This is a genomic window from Streptomyces sp. RLB3-17 (assembly GCF_007113425.2).
In the GTDB taxonomy this organism is placed as follows: Bacteria; Actinomycetota; Actinomycetes; order Streptomycetales; family Streptomycetaceae; genus Streptomyces; species Streptomyces mirabilis_D.
The window spans coordinates 7460891-7481147 of record NZ_CP041610.2; the positions used below are offsets into that span (position 1 = coordinate 7460891).

The following is a 20257-nucleotide window of genomic DNA, read 5'->3' on the forward strand; positions in this document are numbered from 1 at the left end:
CGAAGCCGTGATGAGGAAGAATGCCGATTGGGTGCCCGACGCGGGCTTGGCCCGCGAGGTTGATGAACTCTTCGAGCGGGCGATCAACTCGTATCGCGCGAATTCGAACCTGATTACGGAGCACGCCAACCAAGAGGAATCCATCCGGGTTGGCGGTTACTCGAACCGCACGCTCCTGGAATTGGTGCAGAACGCGGCTGACGCGATGTCGGGGGCTGACGAGCACGAGGAGGGAGCGGGGCGGGTTGAGATCGTCCTCGACCTCGACCGCCAGACACTGTACTGCGCGAACGCTGGCCGTCCGTTCTCCCGAAGCGGCCTCACCACGCTCGCTCACGCGCATCTCAGCGGTAAGCGAGGCGACGAGATCGGGCGCTTCGGGCTCGGTTTCAAGTCGGTACTCGCGGTCACCGACACCCCGCAGGTGTTCAGCCGATCGGTTTCCTTCGAGTTCAACTCCTCAAAGGCAAAGGCGGCGATCGCGACGATCGCCCCTGCGCCCAAGAGACTCCCGGTCCTGAGGACCCTGACCCGGACCAATGCAGAGGCCGAGTTTGTAAAGGACCCGATCCTGGCCGAGCTGGCGGAGTGGGCGGTTACGATCGTGAGACTGCCGCATGCGACGAGGCTGGAGAACCTCAAGAAGGAGATCGAGGAATTCCGCTCCGAGTTCCTCCTCTTTGTCAACTCAGTGCGTGAAATCCGACTCCGGGTCGTCGGAGCCGACGCGAACTTCGTGACGAGCCATGTGTCGCGTGACCTGGGCGACGGCAGGTTCCGGATTGAGCGTCCCGATGGTGACCATGCCGAGTGGTACGTCGAGAACCGAATGCATGCACCCAGTCCCGAGGCTCGGATTGAGGTGGGTGAAGCGGTGTCACGTGACCGAATGAAGGTCACGGTTGCGATGCCAGCGCGCTTCGCTCAACTGAGAACGGGCGAGTTCTGGTCATACTTCCCGCTCCAGGACAGGACATCGGCCTCCGCCCTCTTCAATGCCCCCTGGAGCGTCAACGACGACCGCACCACCCTGCTCGCGAACAGATACAACCGAGAGATCCTTGTGACTCTCTCCGAGATGTTCCTCGACGCTTTGCCGAAGATCTCTTCCGTCGATGATCCGGCAGCACACTTGGACTACATGCCGGCGCGTGGCCGTGAGGCCCACTCCTTCGGCGACGAAATCCTCTGTGTCCATGTCCCGCAGCTCGGATGCGAGAAAGCGCTGATTCCCGACGCGAACGGTGCGCTGCGCACACCGCCGGAGCTTCGTCCCCTTGACTTCGGTGTCAACAGCGCATCTGAGCGCGATCACGAAGAGTGGATCAAGTCACCCAACACCGATGATGACGTGCCACACTGGCGCTGCTATGCCAGCTCTCAGCGGGTGACGCGACTGAGGACTATCTACTTGTGCAGCGTCTCTCCCGCTTTCTCCGACTCGCGGCCCAGGGACGAAAAGAAGGCGTTGGAGAGCATTCGCAACAAGAGGGGAATCTTGTCGTGGTTGCGTGAGTGGGCAGAGGGAACGGACATGGACTCTGCTGGTAAGGCTCTCGATTTCGTCGTGCGTAATCCGAGCGGCCTCGACTCTGCAAAGGTTGTACCGACGACCGACGGTATGCGGTCCATCAGAGACCGTGGACAGGTCTACCTCCATCGAGCGGACGGTATCGACGTAGAAGGGGCTTGCTTCGTCGAACCGAGATTCCTTGCGATTCCAGGCGTGGAAAGGAAGCTCTCCGACAGAGGGTTCCGGGACTTGGACTCGCTCGCGAAGTTCGAGGCCAGGATGGCCATGCTGTCATCGGAGTCGGAGGATGACGAACTTCCGAAGTTCTGGAAGGCGGCAACCGAGGCGCCTATGGCGCAGGCGCAGAAGGTCGTGGCTGGCAACAAGGCGGGTGCCCTCAGGGTTCCGACGCGCGACGGTGGTTGGGCCTTGCCCGCGTATGTGCTGGATATCGACGGCCTCGGCGACAGTGCACCCGATCGAGTCCTGGACGGGACGAGGTGCGTGCCCCAGCTCGCACACGCGGCAGGCGTCATTACCGAGCCAGTGGGTTCGTACTCGCTCGAGGACGAGGTCCACTTCGAGGACTACTGCCATTACGTGCTGGACGAGGTGAACCGGAGGCTTGGGCCCGGAGAGCGCCCCGTCGAGCAGGTCGAGTTCGACAGGGGAGACGGCCCCGGTCCTTTCTCGGCACTCCTGATGTTGCAGGAGGCGGGCGCGTCCGAACTCATACGCGAGCGGTGGACGGAAGGACTGATCAGGCTTGACCAGGAAGGCAGCTGGCTCTGCACGGACATCGACACGGGGCTCAGTCACCGGGTCCTCTCTCCCGTTCGCTGGGCGGCGGGTCGGGCCGGCCTGCTGAAGTCGACTCGCGGCTACCGGGCTCCCGATCGCGTCGTCTCTGCGTCGCTCGTCGAGTACGAGGCCCTGCTGCCTCTCTTCCGAGGACCGCGCCACGTCGAGGCCGCTCTGGCACTGCCCAAGGATCTGGGCGAGGTTCCTGCGGAGGTCCTGCGGGAAGCGCTTGAGGCGGAGGTCACCTCGCCGATCAGCAACACGGCGCTGACGGGGTTCGTCCTCACCGCGAGTCTGTTCGCGTTCCCGGAGGGGCGTCCGGTCTTCATCCCCGCCCGGGTGGGACGCGCCATCGAGAGGAGGCGGCCCGACGCGGTGTACTTGGCGACGACGGAGGAGGAACGGGAGCTCCTCAGTACCAAGCAGAAGCCGTATCTCAAGGTGGATGAGGACGAAGCGGAGCAGTTCGTCGAAGTGGTCGGATGCCGCCGGTTCGAGGAGAGCTTCTCCTTCGACCTGCTGGTCGACGGCCGACAGGTCGAGGAGCGCATCATCGACCTGTACACCGGACTGCGTTCGACGTTCGTCGAGGACAAGGTCACGAACGTGACCGTGGCGAAGGCCATTCAGATCACGAAGCGTGTGACCACCGAGGACGGGGTCGAGGACCAGTCGCTCGAATGGCACCTCCAGGGACTGACCCTCGTGGTTCAAGCGGATCTTGACGAACGTCGTGTCCTGCAGATCGTCAACGGGGCGTTCGACCTGCGCCTGTCGAATGCCGAGCTGAGCGACATCCTCCAGGCACGAGTCAACCAACAACTCGAGACCCAAAGGCAGGACGCCCGGGCTGCGTCCAGTGACGCGGAGCGGCTGGCGATCTTCATCGGTGACGACACGCTGAAGGAGAACTTGCCGAAGGGACTCTGGCAGGCACTCGAGGGCCAAGGCTTGGTGGACGACTCCACGTCCGTCGCGGAGCTCTTCCTGACCGTTTACGGCAGCGACTCGATCAAGCTCCTCGAGGAGGGGTTCAGCGCCGAGGGGTACACGGACGTTCCCACGACATGGGCTGGTGGAGCGTCGACCGTCGACTGGCTCCGGAAGATGGGGTTCGGAGCCAAGTACGCCGGGCGTCGCACCCGGCACCGGGACAACGAGTTCGTCGTGCCTGGTGCCGTGAAGCTCAAGCCCCTGCACGACTTCCAGGAGAGGATCAGGGAGGAACTGCAGGAGGTCCTGACGTCCCGAGGTGCCGACGGCCGCGCGCGCAAGGGCATGGTGGAGCTTCCGACGGGAGCCGGGAAGACCCGGGTGGCCACCGAAACCGTGCTACAGCTGTTCGTCGACGGTGGCGTGAGCGGAACCGTGCTCTGGATCGCGCAGTCGGAGGAGCTCTGCGAGCAGGCGGTGCAGACGTTCAGCACCGTCTGGCGTTGGCTCGGGGACGAGCGTCCGTTGACGATCGGTCGGCTCTGGAACAACAACGTCGTCCACGAACCCGACACCGAGTTCAGCGTGGTCGTGGCCACCGACGCCAAGCTCGACCGGTTGGCCGGCACTCCTGAGTACGAGTGGCTGAGCCGGGCCTCCGCGGTCTTCATCGACGAGGCACATCGGGCCGGCGGGTCGAAGATGTACACAAAGATCCTCAGATGGCTCGGAGTCGACGGTCGTAGTTGGGAACGGCCCCTGGTGGGCATCTCGGCGACGCCGTTCAAGGGGAGCGGCGATGTGACCGAGCCGACGAAGGAACTGGCGGCCCGCTTCGGTCAACACAAGATGAGCGCCTTCGACGGCAACGCCTACCAGGAGCTGTCGAAGAGAGGTGTCCTAGCCCGTGTCCGGCACGAGGTGTTGGACGGTATGGAAGTCGCGCTAGAGCCGGACGAACTTGCCCAGGTGCAGTCCCTGCGCAGGCTCGAGCCCCAGGTCCTCGACCGTATCGGCGGGGACCAGGCCCGCATGAGGATCCTTGTGGAGGACATCCTGAAGCGGGATCCGGAATGGCCGATCCTCGTGTTCACGCCGAACGTCCTGTCCGCCCAGGTCCTCGCCGCGACACTTCGTTATCGGAAGGTCGCGGCCGAGGCGGTCAGCGGTCAGACAGGACGGCAGGCGCGCCGTGACGTCATCGAGAAGTTCAAGAAGGGGGAGATCCGGGTCCTGGCCAACTGCGATCTGTTGATCCAGGGCTTCGACGCACCGGGTGTCCGGGCCCTGTACATCGCCAGACCGACGTTCAGCCCCAGCGCATACATCCAGATGGCCGGCCGCGGTCTGCGTGGCCCCGCGAACGGCGGCAAGCCGGAGTGCCTCATTGTGGACGTCGCCGACAACTTCGGTGCGGTCAACGACTTCCTTGGATACCGCGCTTACGAAGCCCTTTGGCGAAAGCAGGGATCATGATCCTCATACCGGACCTTGCCGACATCGAGACGACGACCACCAGCAACGCCGAACGGCGGGTGGCCCGACTGCTACGGGCGGTCGACGGCCCTCACGACGCGGTGGCCTTCCACTCTGTGAAGCTGCGGAGTCACGCGGTCAAGCAGCAGGGGGAAGCGGACTTCGTAGTGCTCTGGGACGGCGTCGTCATCATCGTCGAGGTCAAGGGTGGGGGTGTCAGGAAGTACGACGGTGTCTGGTACTCCATCGACCGTCACGGTGACTGGAAAAAGTTGCGTGAGTCTCCGATGGACCAGGCGCAGTCGGCGATGTACGCCTTGCGCGACATCCTCCAGGAGGAAGGCGTTGGTTGGTTCGCGACCGAGGCCGTCGCCCTTACCCCCGACATAGATGCGCCTCCGGCTGCCGTCGAGTGGAAGGGAAGTCACTGGTGGGCCAAGGAGCAGATGAGCATCGCCGCGCTGACGGAAGCCTTCGAGAAGGTCGCCAGCGAGGCCAGGACAGCACCCTTCGGGGTCAAAGTCGCCCGGTCCGAGACTCTCCGGTCGCGTCTCTTCGGCGAGTTCACGCGGATGCCCGTCATCGATGCACAGCGGGGTGCCGTCATAGAGGAGCAGAACCGGGCGACCGAGGGACAGGCACGGGTCCTGGCCGCGCTCTCCCGTAACCCGAGGATGCTCGTCTTCGGCGGCGCGGGCACCGGGAAGTCCCTGGTGCTGGCGGAAGGCGCGAAGCAGGAGGCGGGCGAAGGGAAGTCGGTCCTCATCACCTTTCACTCGCCCGCCCTGGTCGACTTCTTCGGCCCGCGGATCGAGGGCAGAGACATCGATCTCCTTCCGTTCGCGGACCTGTCCGGTGACAAGCAGTACGACGTCGTCTTCGTCGACGAGGCACAGGACCTCATGAACGCCGAGGGCATGGACTCCCTGGACGCCGTGATCAGCGGAGGTCGCGAAGGCGGCCGGTGGAGGATGTTCCTCGATCCCAACAACCAGGCACGCGTCGACGGCGAGTTCGACCCGGACGTCTGCGAGCTGGTCCAGCAGGAGGCGCTCCAGTACGACCTGGACCGGAACGTCCGCAACACCCGTGCCATCGTTCACGTCGTGCAGGAGTACCTCGGCGCCGATGTCGGGGACCCGGGCATCGTCCACGGCGACCGAGTGGAATGGCGGTGGTCCGACGGGATGGCCGGCGTCTCCGCGGCCGAGACCGTGGCTCGCGACCTCGTCGCAAACGGGGCCCGCCGCCAGGACATCTGGATCATCAGCGTCTCCGATGATGCCGAGCCGCGTAGGAGCGAGGCCGGGTTCCTCGTGACGAACCCCCGCTTTGCCAAGGGGCTGGAAGCAGAGCACGTCATCGTCTGCGACCTGCCCCGGGAATACGACGACCGGGGTCTCGCCGCGTTCTACGTGGCTGTCACGAGGGCGCGGGTCACGCTCCACGTGGTTGCGTCGAAGGACGACAAGAAGCGGCTCCAAGATCTTCTTCGAAAGCAGGTTGGCAAGTGAACCTCACAGCGGCCCAGGAGGAGGCCCTCCACCATCTCCGAGCCTCCTACGTGGGGCCCGAGGCGGGAGATGAGGAGGTCACGGCGAACCTGCCTCACCGGCAGTACGCCGTCGGCATGTTGTTCCCGGTCGAGGCCGAGGCACGCGGACCTCACGGCAGCGGGGACACGGACGAAGAGGTCTCCGCCGACGTCCCCGAGGGCGATGTCGAGGAGAAAGGGGACGGGGTCCCTCTGGCCGAGGACTGGAAGCCCTCGTCCGTCGCGCTCTCCTTTGTCACCGACAGTGACTCCGTCGACGTCGACTTCTCGTGCGGTACGTACGCCGCTGTCGAGGGGGACGGGCCGCCCAGGTGGCGGCGTACCCCGTTTTCTGTGGACGGCCTCGATCTCCGGCGGGGGAAGGGGCCCGAGCGCCTTTCCGCGGGCGGTGTCTCGGTCGAGATCGGGTCGCGTTGGCGCGACTTCCAGGGCGACTCGTTGGTCACCGTCCACGTACGAGTCCTGACCGAATCCACGGGTGACGACCGACTCGACATCCCCCGGACGCTGTTCCAGGTCCACCTGGCCGCCGCTCCCTCCGCCGGGGCGGAGATCCTGGAGTACGACACGACGCGCTCGATCGACACCGATCCGGAAGCCGCCGAACTGCGCCTGCGATACCGCAACCGAAAGGTCTACGCGGTCGGGCACGGAATGGCCGCGGACTGGGAGTTCACGACGGACCGTTGCATCAAGGTCTTCCTCGACCCCGTACCGGCCTTCGTGGTGCCCGCCGTCGAGACCACGGGCTTCGACGAGGGGACGGCCGAGGCCAAGGCCCTGGAGCTGGGACACCTCCAGCAGATCGACAGGGATCCCGAAGCGGTCCTTCGATCGCTGGACGCCTTCGTCGAGGCGTTCGCCGGTTGGGCGTCCCGACAGATGGAACGGGCGGAGGCGTTCGGCGACGACAGGACCGTGGCCGTCCGAATCGCCGGGCGTTCGCAGGACGCCGTCGACAGGATGAAGGAAGGCATCGACCTCCTCCGGACGTCGGGACAACAGGACCTTCGAACGGCTTTCTCGCTCGGCATGGCGGCCATGCGTCTTCAGATGCGACAGGCGTCGATCAACCAGGGGAAGACCGAGGAGCAGGTGCCAGAGCCGCAGTGGCGCCCCTTCCAACTCGGCTTCCTGCTCGTGTCGCTGGCCTCCACCGTCGACGAGAGGCACGAGGACCGGGACCTCGTCGACCTCATCTGGTTCCCGACCGGTGGCGGCAAGACCGAGGCGTACCTGGGTCTCGCTGCGATCGAGGTCTTCCGCCGACGGCTCGCCCACGGCACGGCCGGCGGGGGAACCGCCGTCATCACCCGCTACACCCTGAGGCTCCTGACCTCTCAGCAGTTCCAACGGGCCGCGGCGCTGGTCTGTGCGATGGAGAAGTTGCGGGCCACGGACGACCGGGCGAAGGGCATGGTGCCGTTCTCGATCGGTCTGTGGGTGGGCAACGAAGTCACTCCCGGCACGCGTGCAGAGGCACGTGAAGCACTCAAGCGGCTCCAGAAGGCCGCGCGTCCGGAAGAGGCGAACGAGTTCCAGGTCGAGAGCTGCCCGTGGTGTCTGACGCCGTTGGTGCCGAAGCTCAGGAGCGACAAGCCACAGGACTACGGCATGCGCCTGGTGGGCGCGGACGTCGTGCTCCACTGTGTCGACGAGTCGTGCGGGTTCGCCAGCGAGCTTCCGCTCGCGGTCGTCGACGAGATGCTGTACGAGGAACCGCCCACGATCCTCCTGGCCACCGTCGACAAGTTCGCGCGTCTGCAGTTCAGGCCGGAAGCGGGCAGGCTGCTCGGTCTCGGGACCACCTTCAAGCAACCGTCCATGATCATCCAGGACGAGCTGCACCTGCTCTCGGGACCGCTCGGGACCACCGTCGCCGTCTTCGACGCGGTGATCCAGCTCCTGCTGAGCCGGTCGGGCTCCAGTCCCAAGATCGTGGCCTCGACGGCCACCATCCGCGCGTCCGAGGAGCAGGTGGAGGGACTGTACGGGCGTGAAGTCGCCCTGTATCCCCCATCGGGACTCGACGACGACCGGACCTTCTTCTCCCGCCCGGTGGAGAGCGGGGAAGGACGTCTCTACGTCGGCCTGATGCCGCAGTCGGTCTCGCAGCCGTCGGCCGTCATCGCCGCCGTCACTCCCATGGTGGAGATGCCGGAGGCGCTCGCCGCCCGCGCCCCGTCCGCCCCGTCACGGGACGCGTACTGGACGCTGGTCATGTACCACAACAGTCTTCGTGAGCTCGGGCGTACCGGGACGCTGGTCGTCGATGACGTCAACGGTCGTCTGGAGCCCCGAGCCGAGAGGCTCGGCTTCCCGTTGCGGCCCGTCAGGGCGGGGAAGGTCCTGGAACTGACGAGCCGTCGCGGAGCCGAGGAGCTGCCGAACGATCTCCGCGCGCTCAGGATCAGGGCCGACGAGTCGCCGGAGGCCGTCGACGTGGTCCTCTCGTCGAACATGCTCTCCGTGGGCATCGACATTCCGCGGCTCGCGCTGATGCTCATGGTGGGGCAGCCGAAGACCACGGCCGAGTACATCCAGGCCACGAGCCGCGTCGGACGTGGAGACACGAAGGGCGTCGTCGTCACGCTGTTTCGGTCGGGCAGGGCCCGTGATCGGTCGCACTTCGAGACCTTCCGTGGCTACCACGAGGCCCTCTACCGGAGCGTGGAGCCCACGAGCGTCACGCCGTGGTCGTTGGCCTCGCGCGAGCGATCGCTCGCCGGCGCCCTCGTGGCGCTGCTGCGGCAGTCGTTCACCGCACTCGCCCCGAACGACGCGGCAGGTCGGTTCGACCTCGGGGACGACAGGATCCGCGAAGCGGTCGATCGACTCGTGGACCGGTTCCTCGGCTACGTGACGCGCGCCGACGATCTCGAAGCCCCGGAAACACGCGCCGCGGTATGGAGCCTCCTGAGGGACTGGGACCGACGGGCAGCGCAGGCACGCGAGTCGGACGAGTCTCTGTACTACCAGCGGACGACGAAAGACCAGGCAGCTTTGTTGAAGAAGTTCGGCCAGCCCGGGGAAGGGTGGCTCGTCGGAGACTCGATGAGGTCCGTGGAGCCCAACGTGGCGGTCGAGGTCCAGGAACCGCAGGAGGAGGTGCACCATGGAGAAGATCAGGCATGACCTGCGCCTCTCCGAGACGATCTCACCGTTCGGTGTGGGAGCGATCGTCGACGTGCGAGGCGAGTCGCTCATGGCGCCGGACACGTCATGGTGGGACAAGAAGTTCGCCCACGAGATCAGCTGTGAGCGTCTGATGGCCCGCCTCGGTGCCGGTGTCCTGAGGCAACCGCCGGCGCATGCAGGTCGTGCCGCCAAGGAGACTCCCGCGCTGCCGTACTGGCGCTTTCCTGCTTGGCGGTTCTGCGAGCGCTGCGACAAGCTCTCGAAGCTGACCGGGAGGAAAAAGGGCAAGTGGAGCAACACCTGCGACTGCGGCGGCGCGCTCGTGCCGATGCGATATGTCGCGGTCTGCGAAAAGGGCAGCCATATCCAGGACGTCAACTGGTTCAAGTGGGCGCATCGTGGGCGTGCGGCGAACCTGAACGAAGCGGTCCGCGTCTGCCGTGACTACAAGGCGCTCAGGTTCCACAAGCTGGCCACCCGCGGCGAAGGCCTCGCGGCACTGGTGGTGAAGTGCTACGGATGCAAGAACGAGCGCAAGCTCGCGGAACTCGTGACGAAGGGGGCCCTGCACCAGAACGGGATCCGCTGCGAGGGACGACAGCCCTGGGAGTCGGAAGACTCCGTCAAGAAGCCTTGTCCGTACGAGTTGGTCGCCGTGCAACGTGGTGCCACGGGCAACTACATCGCCGAGAGGATCTCGGCTCTCGACATTCCGGAGGAACGTCCGCAGTCCGTGGAGGCAGCCGACAAGATCCGCGGGCACATGCTCTTCGGGAAAGTCGTGACTGACAACGGCGGACCCCAGTCGGAAGTGCTGGCGCAGTTGATCGCCGACGACCTTGGTGTGACGGCGGAAACCGTCCTCGGAGTCGCGGCAGGAGAAGAAGGCCCTGCGGGCGAGCTGCTGCTCGACCTGAAGGACGGCGAGTGGTCGGCATTTCTGAAGAAACTCGGCGAAGGGCGCGACCGCACGGGAAGCGACTTTGTCGTCGACGGGCGAAGCCTCGAAGGGCTCGCGGCACCGCAGAGCCTGCTCGACAAGATCAGCGGTATCGGTCAGGTACGCCGGGTACGAGAGGTTCGTGCTTTGCGGGGGTTCCGGCGCCATGATGCGGAAGCGGTTCTGATCAACGTCGATCTGGGGTCGGACCGGGCGTATCGGCCCACCTACCCGGCGATCGAGCTGTTCGGGGAAGGGATCTTCCTGCGGTTCGACGAGGAGAAGCTCGCCGCTTGGGAGGCGCAGCCGGAGGTGCAGGCACGCGCCGGCATCCTCAAGGGGCGGAGGACCGACTCTCCCTGGGCCGGCCGCCTCGACGTGCCGGAACCCAGGTACATCGCCCTGCACACGCTGGCGCACCTGCTCATCCGACGGCTGGCGTTTGCCAGCGGATACGCGTCTGCCTCACTGCAGGAAAGGATCTACGCGAACTCCGACCGGACGGACAAGACCGCCGGGATCCTGATCTACACCGCAGCAGGGGACGCTCAGGGAACCCTCGGTGGCCTCGTCAGGCTCGGGGATCCCAAGAAGTTGATCCCGCTCCTGGTGGCAGCCCTGGATGATGCGGACTTCTGCTCCAACGACCCGGTCTGCATCGAAAGCGACCGTCAGGGAGCCTCACAGCTGAACCTCTCGGCCTGCCACGGTTGTTCCCTGGTGAGTGAGACCTCCTGTGAGACCGGAAACCGGCTGCTGGATCGACAGCTGGTCCTGGGCGGAAGCGACGTGAGAGGACTGCTGGACGACGTTCTGACGGACGTCCGACGGCCCAGGTGACGACCTTCAAAGCTCTGCGGTTCCGTAGCACATGCTTGGGGCCGCAGAGCGGCCATCCTCGGTCCCTGCCGTGCGGGGTCTGTAACCGTCGCTGCTCCCAGACACCGAGGCGCTGATCAGCCTGCTCGCGGAAGACCCTATGGTTTTCGCCAGTCGAAGGGTTCGGTCTACTGCGCTGCACTGCTGCAACAGTTCCGGAGGGCCCTTCTGATGGCCGCATTTCTCCTGGCCAGCGATCTGCCACAGCCCAGAAGCCAGCAACCTGTCCACGCATGGTCCACGGGTCCGAAGGCCGTGGTTGGATACATCATCTTCGCTGCTCAGAGTCGATGGAGCCTGTTGGCGCCCTTCGACACCCCGCGAATACGCCGTCCCGTAGACGAGGCTGCCTTGACGCGCTTCACTCCAGAAGGATTTCCTCGGGGCGCCGGCTGGTGATCGGCACGCCCTGTGCGTACAGGATGTGATCCAAGCACGCAGCGAGATCATCGCCATGGTCGTCTCGGGCCATGCTGCGCAACTCGCGAGCCAAGTCCAACCCACTGACTAAGACGATGGGGTACTGGTCTTCCACCATCTCGAGTTGAGCAGGCTCCGAGAAGGCTCCGGTGGTGACGTAAATGCCAATCCAGCCGCGGCGCAGACGTGCGACCACCCGTGCGATCTGTTCCGCGGACACGAGACTGTCGGGACGTATGCACTTGGCCTGGCCCAAGACGACGAGGCTGGTTCCGGCGAGTCCCGCGCCGAGGTCGATACGCCCGACGAAGTCCGCTCCGCCGTCCCCTGAGCGCTGGGTGATCCATCCCTCGCGGTAGTTGTGCCCGGAACCTTTCAGTAGTCGAGCGGCAACAGCCGAAGCGACTGCTTCGAAGTCGTGCTTGCGTCCATCGAACTGCTCGTAGATGAGCTGGAGGTCGTCGTGTCGCTTGCTGCCAGCCACGGGACGCTGATCACGTACTTTGGTGATGCGGGCCCGGGCTACGCGCCGGCGAACCCGGGGGAGCGCTGAGTGCCCCCGCTTCACCCACTCTCGCCAGGCACGGGGCGCCTTGGTGAGGGCTTCCCGATCAGAGACCTTCGAGGTGCGTCGAGCCGTGATCCAGTCCCAATCGACCTGATCGTTCTCGGCGGTCAGGTCGATCAGGGCGATGTCGTACACGTAGTTGGTGAACGTGGCGTGCTCGTGACCCGCCCACTGAACGATCCGCTCGGCTCGCTCTATGACTCCCAGCCCGCAGAACTCGACGAAGCCCTTGACCCTGCCATCACGGGACACAGCACGGAACAGCAGAAGTGGGGCTGCGCCGGCCCTGCCCTCGGGCGTTGGTGCCTGATGCTCGTTGAAAGCGTCGAGAAGGGCAGCGTTTCCCTTGGTCGTTCCGGGGGGCTTGGTCATCCCGGCCTTGTGGTCACCGAAGTACCGCACATGCCCGTTGTCCAAGTCGAACACGTCGTGCCACGGCGTCTGTTCGCTGCCGGCCTTCCACGGGCTGGAACGGATCAGGATCGCTGGCCGTCGCTGCTGTCCGGCCACTGAGACCTTGGCCATCCCGTTGATGCCTGCCTCGAGCAGCGCCTTCTTGTGGCCAGGGACGTCGGTTACGTAGTGGAAGTTCGTGTAGCCGCCGAGCACAGGATCGGTTGGGTCCTTGGCGCTCGAGTAGCGCAGCACTTGTCCGACTCGAAGTGGCTCTCCCATGGCGGCCCCTCTCCATGCCTCGCGAGGGAGTGATCATTTCACGAGCAGAGCAACAGCGCTTAGACGGCGCTAGGTGTGATCACTGCCGTATCACCTCTGACCTGGTGTTTCCGGGTGCCTAGGCGCAAGAGTTCGGCCTATTCGACACGTATTCGACCGAGGGGGTTCCGAACGTCTATCGGCCAGGGGCGGAGTGAAGCTTGTGGAGTGAGTTGACCTGCTCAATCCAGAACTCGAGTCTCGCCGTTGAGGAGGAGCCTTTGGGCAGCAGGCCGAGCTGCTGCGCGAGGGTGTAGAAACCAGGCCCGGCGTCGTTCGCGCCGAGGTAGTGAACCAGTGCAGAGATCACGAGCCTGCCCTTTGGGTAGTCCTGTTCCACTATCAGTCCAAGCAGGTACCCCATCGCTGCACGTTCGTCCGCCTGCTCGAAGTCGAAGCGGGGAAGCCCAGTCCGCCGGGCCAGCACGGAGTTCATCTCCGTGTAGGTCGTGACCTTGCGGAGCTGTGCCCGCTCAACAAGGAACTTCAAGCCGGCGCTGGTCAACTGCTCCCATGCCTCATTGCTTCGGCCGTACATCGCCGCCCCCTGCACTCGCGGTCTTGGCGTCTGAGCGTAGTCCCGCGTGCGCGCCTGCCCTGATCACTTCACGCCAGAGGTGTCTCTTCGGGGCGCTGGCCGTTGATCGGCATGCGCTGTGCGTGCAGGACGATCCAGACATGCGGTAGATCCAGCTCGGCTATAGGTAGGGTCGATGACGGTTACCCATTTTCTTTGCCGACTGCTGCTCTCTCTGTATTCGAGCAAGGTGAGATTTACTCAACAAGGTTTGTGGATGTTCGCGCCCGAGGGTCTGTTCGCATTGGGAAATCGTGAGCTTATACAATGGAATTGCTCGTCCGAAATTACCTACGGCCATATATGCCGCAGCGAGGTTGTGTCGACGGATAAGTGTTTGTGGATGCGTGGTGCCCAATAGTTTTTCGCACTCGGCTAGGGATGTTTTAAACAGCGAAATGGCTCGCACGTAATTTCCTGCTGCACAGTGCGACTCGCCAAGGTGGCGCCGACAAAGCACCGTAAGCTGGTGTTCATCTCCAAGATTATCGATGCATTGCTTGAGTGTTGCTTCGTACAGATTAATGGCTAGATTGAAGGCGCCTGCCTTCTTATATGCGTAGGCGAGACTGCTCCGGCAGTTCAGCGTCTCGGGGTGAGTGTCACCATGGATCTGCTCATGCCGAGCCGAGGACTTCTTAAGCAGGTCGATGGCGCGATCGATGTCTCCTGCTTCACGGTACGCGCCTGCCAGGTTGTGTTGACTGGTCAGCGTGCCAGGGTGCAGTTCTCCCAGCAGCTGCTCCTGTTGAGCGAGTGTGACCTCATGGAGTTGGATCGCGCGCCTCAAATTTCCCGCCTCGGAATAAGCAAGAGCGAGATTGTTTCGCGTGATCAGTGTTCCTGGATGGATTTGGCCAAGAATTCTTTCCTCTTGTGCCAAAGTGGTCTCAAACAGGCGAATGGCTTGCTTGTGTTCGCTATTGTCTTTATAGGCGAGGGCGAGGTTGTTTTGACTAATGAGGGTATCCGGGTGATCCTCTCCGAGCACTTCTATTCGTTGCAGCAGCGTTGCTTTGAGTAGTGGAATTGCGCGCTCTAGATCCCCTGCTGCGTGGTAGGCGCGGCCAAGGTGATTCTTGCTTTGGAGAGTTTCAGGGTGACTGTCGCCCAATACTTCTAATCTCTTGGCGAGGGTGATCTCGTGCAGCGAGATTGCCCGTGAAAGATCGCCTGATTTTTCGTAGGCATAGCTCAGGTTGCTTTGGCTATACAGCGTCTTTGGGTGGTTTTCGCCGAAGGCCTCTCGGAATTTCGCCAGATTAGTCTCAAATAGAGGGATTGCTCGTGATGCTTCCCCGGCGCTCTCGTATCCGTGGGCAAGGTTATTGCGGCTCGTCAAAGTGTCAATGTGGTTCTCGCCCAAGGTTTGGACGCGATTCGCAAGGGTCTGCTCAAGGAGAGGGATGGACTGCTTGTGGTCGCCGGCTTCCGCATATGCGCTGGCGAGGTTGTTGCAAATTGTCAACGTCGTAAAGTGGGTGTCACCCAATGATTTTTCACTTTGGGTAAGGGTGGCTTTGAACAGTGATATTGCCTGCTGCAGATTTCCAGCTGCCATGTAGGAGCAGGCCAAGTTGGCACTACTCATCAAACTCGCGGGGTGAGTGTCTCCCAAGGTCTTCTTGAATTGGTTTTGTATGTACTCGTAAATCGGGAGAGCTCGCGCAGATTGGCCTTGATCCTGGAGGTATTGAGAGACGAGTTCGTATACGCTCGGCGCCTGCTCAATTTCTTGTTCAGGCGGTGCGCTAGCAGCGAGAGCCGTTACGTGCGGAATTAAGTGAATCCACTGCTGTGGCGGCGCTGCGACCTTGGAGTCCTCCGGATATAGAATGCATTCGATGGCCCGTTCGGCATCGCGTCTACCGGCGGGTGTGGCACTGCTTTCCCTGACTGCTGCAGTGCGTAGTACGGTCTGCACCAGGCGGTGGACGCTGAACGCTCTGCCGGAGTCGATGACCATGCTGTAAGCGGCCAAGGTGCCGATTGCTTCTGCGACGTCATCCGGATCGGTGTCGGGCGGTGTAAGCAGACTGTGGGGAATATCGTCAGGGGCCAGCCAAGCAGCTGTGTGAAGCAGTTCAACGGCAAGAGGGTCAACCTGCTGCAAGGTATGGAGAGTGACATCCCATATGCGAGCGATAGTGCGTTCTGCAGGGATGCCGTGAGTTGTTTTGCCGAGCTTGGTGGTTAGGCGACGGCGGTACGAGTCGAGGCTGATGCCGCGGTTCTGGGAAAGATAGGCGCCAGCCTGCTTAATAGCCAGAGGGAATTGGCCAAGTTCTTTGACGAGGGCGCGAGCTTCGGCCCGGTGCTGAGGCGTCGGGCTAATGTCTTTGAAAACAAGTTGGCACAGCAGCGTGGTGGAGTCATCGGCATTGAGATTGCCCAGAGTCAGGGTCACAGCGCCATCGGGCCATCCAGCGATGAGACGGCTGGTAGCCAGATGGTGTCCTTTGTGAAGCGCCCCGGTGTAAGGGGTGAGGTCGTCGGGATTCTCGACATTGTCATAGACCAGGAGCCATCCGGGGTGCCAAGTAAGCCACTGTTTTGCCCATGCCACCTGCGCCGTGCGGCTAGCTGAGTCAGCCCACGCGGGAACCAGCGAACGGGTAAGGCCGGTCAGAGAGGATTCGATTTCCTCTGGAGAAGCAGCATTGACCCACCAAATCAGCGTGTACTCGCTGCGGTAGCGGTGGGAGTAGTGTAGGGCGAGGGTGCTTTTACCAATTCCCCCCAGGCCATGGACAGCTCCGCTTTGCGTAATTGCAGTCTCATGTTGTCTGGTGAGTATGCCACGTAGTTGGGTGACTTCTGCCTCCCGCCCGAGGCAGAGTGTAGCCGGCGGTAGGTTAGATGTACCTGGAGCTGCGACGACTCGTTCCGGCGCATTCAATGCGCCGACGGGTAGAAGTATGTCGCCCGTGTAGGCGTTCACTATTTGGCTGGCGGCTATCGATCTCTGGCCCAATGCTTGGACCTGAGGCCTGGGTGTTTCGTTCGATGTGCTCATCGCTGCGGCGCGCTGTGTGCATCACCGGTGATAGCGGTGCTGATGTTTTGAGCGGCGATTGAACGTTCTCCGGAAGCCGTGATAGCGAACGTAGGTGGGGCAGGCAATACTGTGGCCAATTCCGTCCACAGCTCGGGATCGTTCTGCAGTGACCGCTTGAGAAGCCTAGTCAGAACGGCTGCAGTGTACGCGTCGTCCCGTTCGTCGGCTGCCTCCTCGACGACACGTTGCATTTCGGTTTGATTAGCAGTGTCCTGACGTCGCCAGACCGCTTGCAGAATTCGTTGGCCGAGACGAACTGTGGCATCTGCTGCCGTGTTCTGAGCTTGAGTCAGGACCGTCACCCCGTAGGCGCTCACTGCGGCTGTCACCGCGGGGCTAGCTTGCTGGACCCATTGTGCGATCTCTGTACCCATGAAGACCAACCCCCGTCGCGTATAGGCCTGTTAGCTGCATGCCTTGGCTACCAGTGGACCCAAGAGTAAGTCCACTTGACCCACTGTCGCGAGTACACGCAGTACTTGATGCGCGCCGGCGAGTGCAGGAGCCGCAACGTAGCCAGCTAGGGGGAGCCTCTGTCAACGGGGTCTGTCTCACAGGAGCTACAACGTTGGGCAGGCGAGTTTCCGCTGCGTGCGAACTGGGGGCCGCCGCGTCGAGAACCCCACCCGTGACGGGGAGCGTGGGTTCGTCAATCCGCTCCGCCGCATGCTGGCCAGGGCGCCGCGCGGGCCGTATCCCGGTACGGGCGCACCCTCGGGAGCCGGATCCGCACCTGGTGACCGGATGTTCTACGCTTCCGGCGCTCGCCGACCCCCTGGAGAACAACGTGAGCGACTTCGCACCCGGCGGCTAATGTATGTCGTCTTGCCCTGGGTCTTGTCGGGGATCTTGGGGAGCTGGGTCTTTGCTGTTCAGGCCGTAGGTCGTGGGCGCCTGGGGAGTCATCATTGGTCGTCGTTGGCTGCTGCCGAGCGACCTCGGACGGCCCAGCCATGGAGTACATGGGCGGCATCAGTCGGCGGCGGCCCGCCATTGGTCAGTGATGCACCCCTCTTCCATGTACCACCACTCCTGGGCGACGCCGTGATCCAGCAGTCGTTGCACCTTGGCAAGGTCGGCGGTGGGCGGGACGTTCAGAGCGACCATGCCGAAATGTTCAATGCCCTCGCCTCCGACGCCGAGTTCCTGAAACGCGTTGATCACGCCCTGCCGTGCCGCTCCCGAGCCACCCTCACGCAGTACGATGAGGCGAATGGTGCAGTTCCCCGAGCGACGAACCACCGCGCCGGCCCACCACACGTCCTCTTCATCGGGCTCGACCTCCACGATGTCGCCGCAGGCGATTTCCTCAACAAACCAGGGGGTGTTGTCGAGCCGTACAGTGCCGTCGCCCTGGTCGACGGCCCACAAACTCTCCACCGATGCCGGGGGCCAGTCGTCTTCAACCTCAAGCCGGAAGTGCACCTTCACGTACGGGCCGCCGTCGGGATTCGTCATGCTGCCAAGGATGCCCAGCCTCACAACGCTGACCGCAGGAGGGTGACCGGGCACATCCGCGCAGAGTTGAACACGGGTTCGTCTGTGCCTCAACCGACGACAGCCAGCCACGACGGCGGGTGCGCCAACCGACCAGGCGCGCGTGTGTCTCGCTGCACCCCCGCCGGCCTAAGCCACGCTGTCGAGGTGTGTTCGTCGACCAGACCAAACCGTGACGGCCGACCCGTGACGAAAACGTCGGAGCCCTTAGCTTAGGGAGTTGAGGTATCGAAGGCTGACTTTCGTGCTGACTCATGGAGCCCGGCACGATTTGGCGCGCGTCTGGCGCGGCCCTCGGGGCAGTGCCAGCGCCGGGTTTCTTCATTCGGCTTACTGGCGAACGCCGTTAGGGGTCACCTCGCCAAATCGGTCCAATAGCCAATCGACTATCATCTCGGCTAGCTCGAAATATTCCCATGCCTGCTGTCGAGACATGCCCTGCTGCTTACCGTGTGCGACGTCATTTCGAATCCCGATAAGAGCATTGAGGCTAGCCCGCCTCTCCTCCTTCGACAGCAATTCTTCAAGTTCAAATGCCCATGAATTACTAAATCTCTTAACGAGCTTAATCAGGGCGTCTGCACTTAGATTTGGCATTCGATCAAGCCATGAGTGAGCGAAGGTTTGAACTTCACCCCAGGCGTTTCGCGAGCAGTAGTCATGCAAGATCACCTGGGTTGCCTGCTCCAGGAATCCAGAAACCCTCACACATAGATATCTGCCGAGATCGCTGGCGATCTCGAGGTCCTCAATATTTCTGGGGTCTGCGCGAATGTAAAGGTCCTCAACTGATTTTTTGAGCCTGTCCACTTGTACTCGCGCAGCTTGAGAGTGGCTCGCCTTCTTTCTTGTCACTGGACTTTCCCGAAAGCCTCTTTAGCCATCGATAGGCGGCGTGAAACCCGCTCTTCGTCAGCGGTGGCCCTAGCGACGGCGCTGGTGAAATCGGCATTCCCGAGTAGTTCCGTTCGCACCTGCTCCAGGGCGGATAGATCCTGGATTGGGCCTCGCTTCAGGCGATGAGCCAGGCCAACAAGCATGGCGTCCGCGAAGGCCGCGTTGACTTGACTTTCGGCCCGCAGAGCACGTCTGCCAAGTGCAGCACTAGCGGCGTCGCAGGTGTCGTGGAATGTTTTCCGAAGATCGTCCTTAGAGAGACCTTCCAAATCGCGATGCGCGGAGAGGAACTCGTTCAGAAAAACCTTAAGTGGTCGTTTATAGCTTGCTTCATCCTCGAAGAAAGCAAGGAAGCGGAGGATTAGCTCCTGGTCCTTCAGTCTCTCAGAAAGAGGGCCGTAGATGCTGCGCCAGCCACTATAGCCATTCAATTCTCTCAAGAGTTCTACGAGTTCGCCATGGAACAGCGCCACGCGAATTTCCTGCGGATAGAGATTCGTTCCGCCCGTATTCAGCCTTTCGAACAAGGAGTAGACGCTTTCGTCGCCCCCGAGTGATCGATTGTATTTTACGACTGTGGCGTGAATGAAGGTGTTGTCCAGCAGTCTCCTCTGTTCGTCTTCTAGCGTCCCGTACGTGAGTCCTTTCATTTCTTTTCCGACATTGTCCAAGCGGAATTCTTCCCCTGAGGCGTACTCGCCGCTGAAGAATTTTTGAAGCGTACGCAGTCGTTGCTGTCCATCGAGAACTAGCAGTTGCTTATTGGGTTGCTGTACGAGGAAGATCCCTGGAATGGGGAATCCGAGTAGGAGCGACTCAATAAATCGGTCCATCTGGGTCTTCTTCCAGACGAATTTTCTCTGGAATCCCGATAGTTCAGATTCTGAGTCAGTTACTGGGTCGAAACTGGGGACTACGATGTCCTTCTGGTTTAGTCGTCGAACTAGGCCATGGACATCAAAGTCCGTGCCGAAGTATGAGAGAGGTTCGAGATCGGGGATAGCAACGTCACGCTCCTCTTCATCCTGTGCCTCTTCGACCTGCAGCTCGAGCTGCTCGGTGCTTTTATCAAGGCCAGCCTCATCCGCCGACATCGTGCCTCCTTCGCCCTCGCAGAGGCGCCCGTTGCTGTGTCGCTGTGCGCGTCCAGTTGGCAACCTACCTCCAGCTGGCAGACGCCGGTTGGTGTACGCGAAGGTCGGTGGATCGGGTTTGGTCCGTGGCCTGCTTGGCCTTGTGGCCTTGGGCTGAGCATGGCCGGGAGGCCGCGCGCCGGTTGGCAACTCGGACA

At 62.7% G+C, this 20257-nt stretch carries 11 protein-coding genes; 4 read left to right on the forward strand and 7 right to left on the reverse strand.

Annotated elements, in window-relative coordinates:
- Window positions 1-10 precede the first annotated feature (10 nt).
- The 4 genes from FNV62_RS33840 to drmB are packed head-to-tail and all read left to right on the forward strand — an operon-like array spanning window position 11 to window position 11196.
- The gene (locus tag FNV62_RS33840; protein WP_144315744.1) at window positions 11-4723 is read left to right on the forward strand and encodes a DEAD/DEAH box helicase; all 4713 of its coding nucleotides are present in this window, start codon (window positions 11-13) and stop codon (window positions 4721-4723) included.
- Window positions 4720-6237 (forward strand): nuclease-related domain-containing DEAD/DEAH box helicase, encoded by a 1518-nt coding sequence (locus FNV62_RS33845; RefSeq protein ID WP_144315745.1) that lies wholly within the window; start codon window positions 4720-4722, stop codon window positions 6235-6237. The genes FNV62_RS33840 and FNV62_RS33845 overlap by 4 nt, the downstream gene beginning before the upstream one ends.
- Entirely contained in the window at window positions 6234-9413 is a 3180-nt protein-coding gene (locus FNV62_RS33850; protein WP_144315746.1) for a helicase-related protein, read from the forward strand. Before FNV62_RS33845 ends, FNV62_RS33850 begins: the two co-directional genes overlap by 4 nt.
- Entirely contained in the window at window positions 9394-11196 is a 1803-nt protein-coding gene (gene drmB, locus FNV62_RS33855; RefSeq protein ID WP_144315747.1) for a DUF1998 domain-containing protein, read from the forward strand. The genes FNV62_RS33850 and drmB overlap by 20 nt, the downstream gene beginning before the upstream one ends.
- A 400-nt stretch (window positions 11197-11596) precedes the next feature.
- Here the strand turns inward: drmB and FNV62_RS33860 are convergent, their stop codons facing one another.
- From FNV62_RS33860 to FNV62_RS33890, 7 genes are all read right to left on the reverse strand, one after another.
- Window positions 11597-12871, reverse strand: coding sequence for a restriction endonuclease (locus FNV62_RS33860; RefSeq protein ID WP_225900469.1), 1275 nt, complete (start codon window positions 12869-12871; stop codon window positions 11597-11599).
- A 202-nt stretch (window positions 12872-13073) separates the two neighbouring features.
- On the reverse strand, window positions 13074-13475 hold the full coding sequence (locus tag FNV62_RS33865) for a hypothetical protein (protein ID WP_205523168.1): 402 nt from the start codon (window positions 13473-13475) through the stop codon (window positions 13074-13076).
- A 160-nt stretch (window positions 13476-13635) separates the two neighbouring features.
- Window positions 13636-16455 (reverse strand): tetratricopeptide repeat protein, encoded by a 2820-nt coding sequence (locus FNV62_RS33870; RefSeq protein WP_164657645.1) that lies wholly within the window; start codon window positions 16453-16455, stop codon window positions 13636-13638.
- A gap of 71 nt (window positions 16456-16526) precedes the next feature.
- Window positions 16527-16946, reverse strand: a complete 420-nt coding sequence (locus FNV62_RS33875) for a hypothetical protein (protein WP_144315750.1) — start codon at window positions 16944-16946, stop codon at window positions 16527-16529.
- 598 nt (window positions 16947-17544) lie between these two features.
- Window positions 17545-18030, reverse strand: coding sequence for a DUF4265 domain-containing protein (locus FNV62_RS33880; protein WP_144315751.1), 486 nt, complete (start codon window positions 18028-18030; stop codon window positions 17545-17547).
- A 369-nt stretch (window positions 18031-18399) separates the two neighbouring features.
- Window positions 18400-18924, reverse strand: coding sequence for a HEPN domain-containing protein (locus FNV62_RS33885; RefSeq protein ID WP_144315752.1), 525 nt, complete (start codon window positions 18922-18924; stop codon window positions 18400-18402).
- Window positions 18921-20060 carry a DUF262 domain-containing protein gene (locus FNV62_RS33890; RefSeq protein WP_144315753.1) on the reverse strand — a complete coding sequence of 380 codons (1140 nt, stop codon included), beginning with the start codon at window positions 20058-20060 and terminating at the stop codon, window positions 18921-18923. Before FNV62_RS33890 ends, FNV62_RS33885 begins: the two co-directional genes overlap by 4 nt.
- Window positions 20061-20257: the final 197 nt, after the last annotated feature.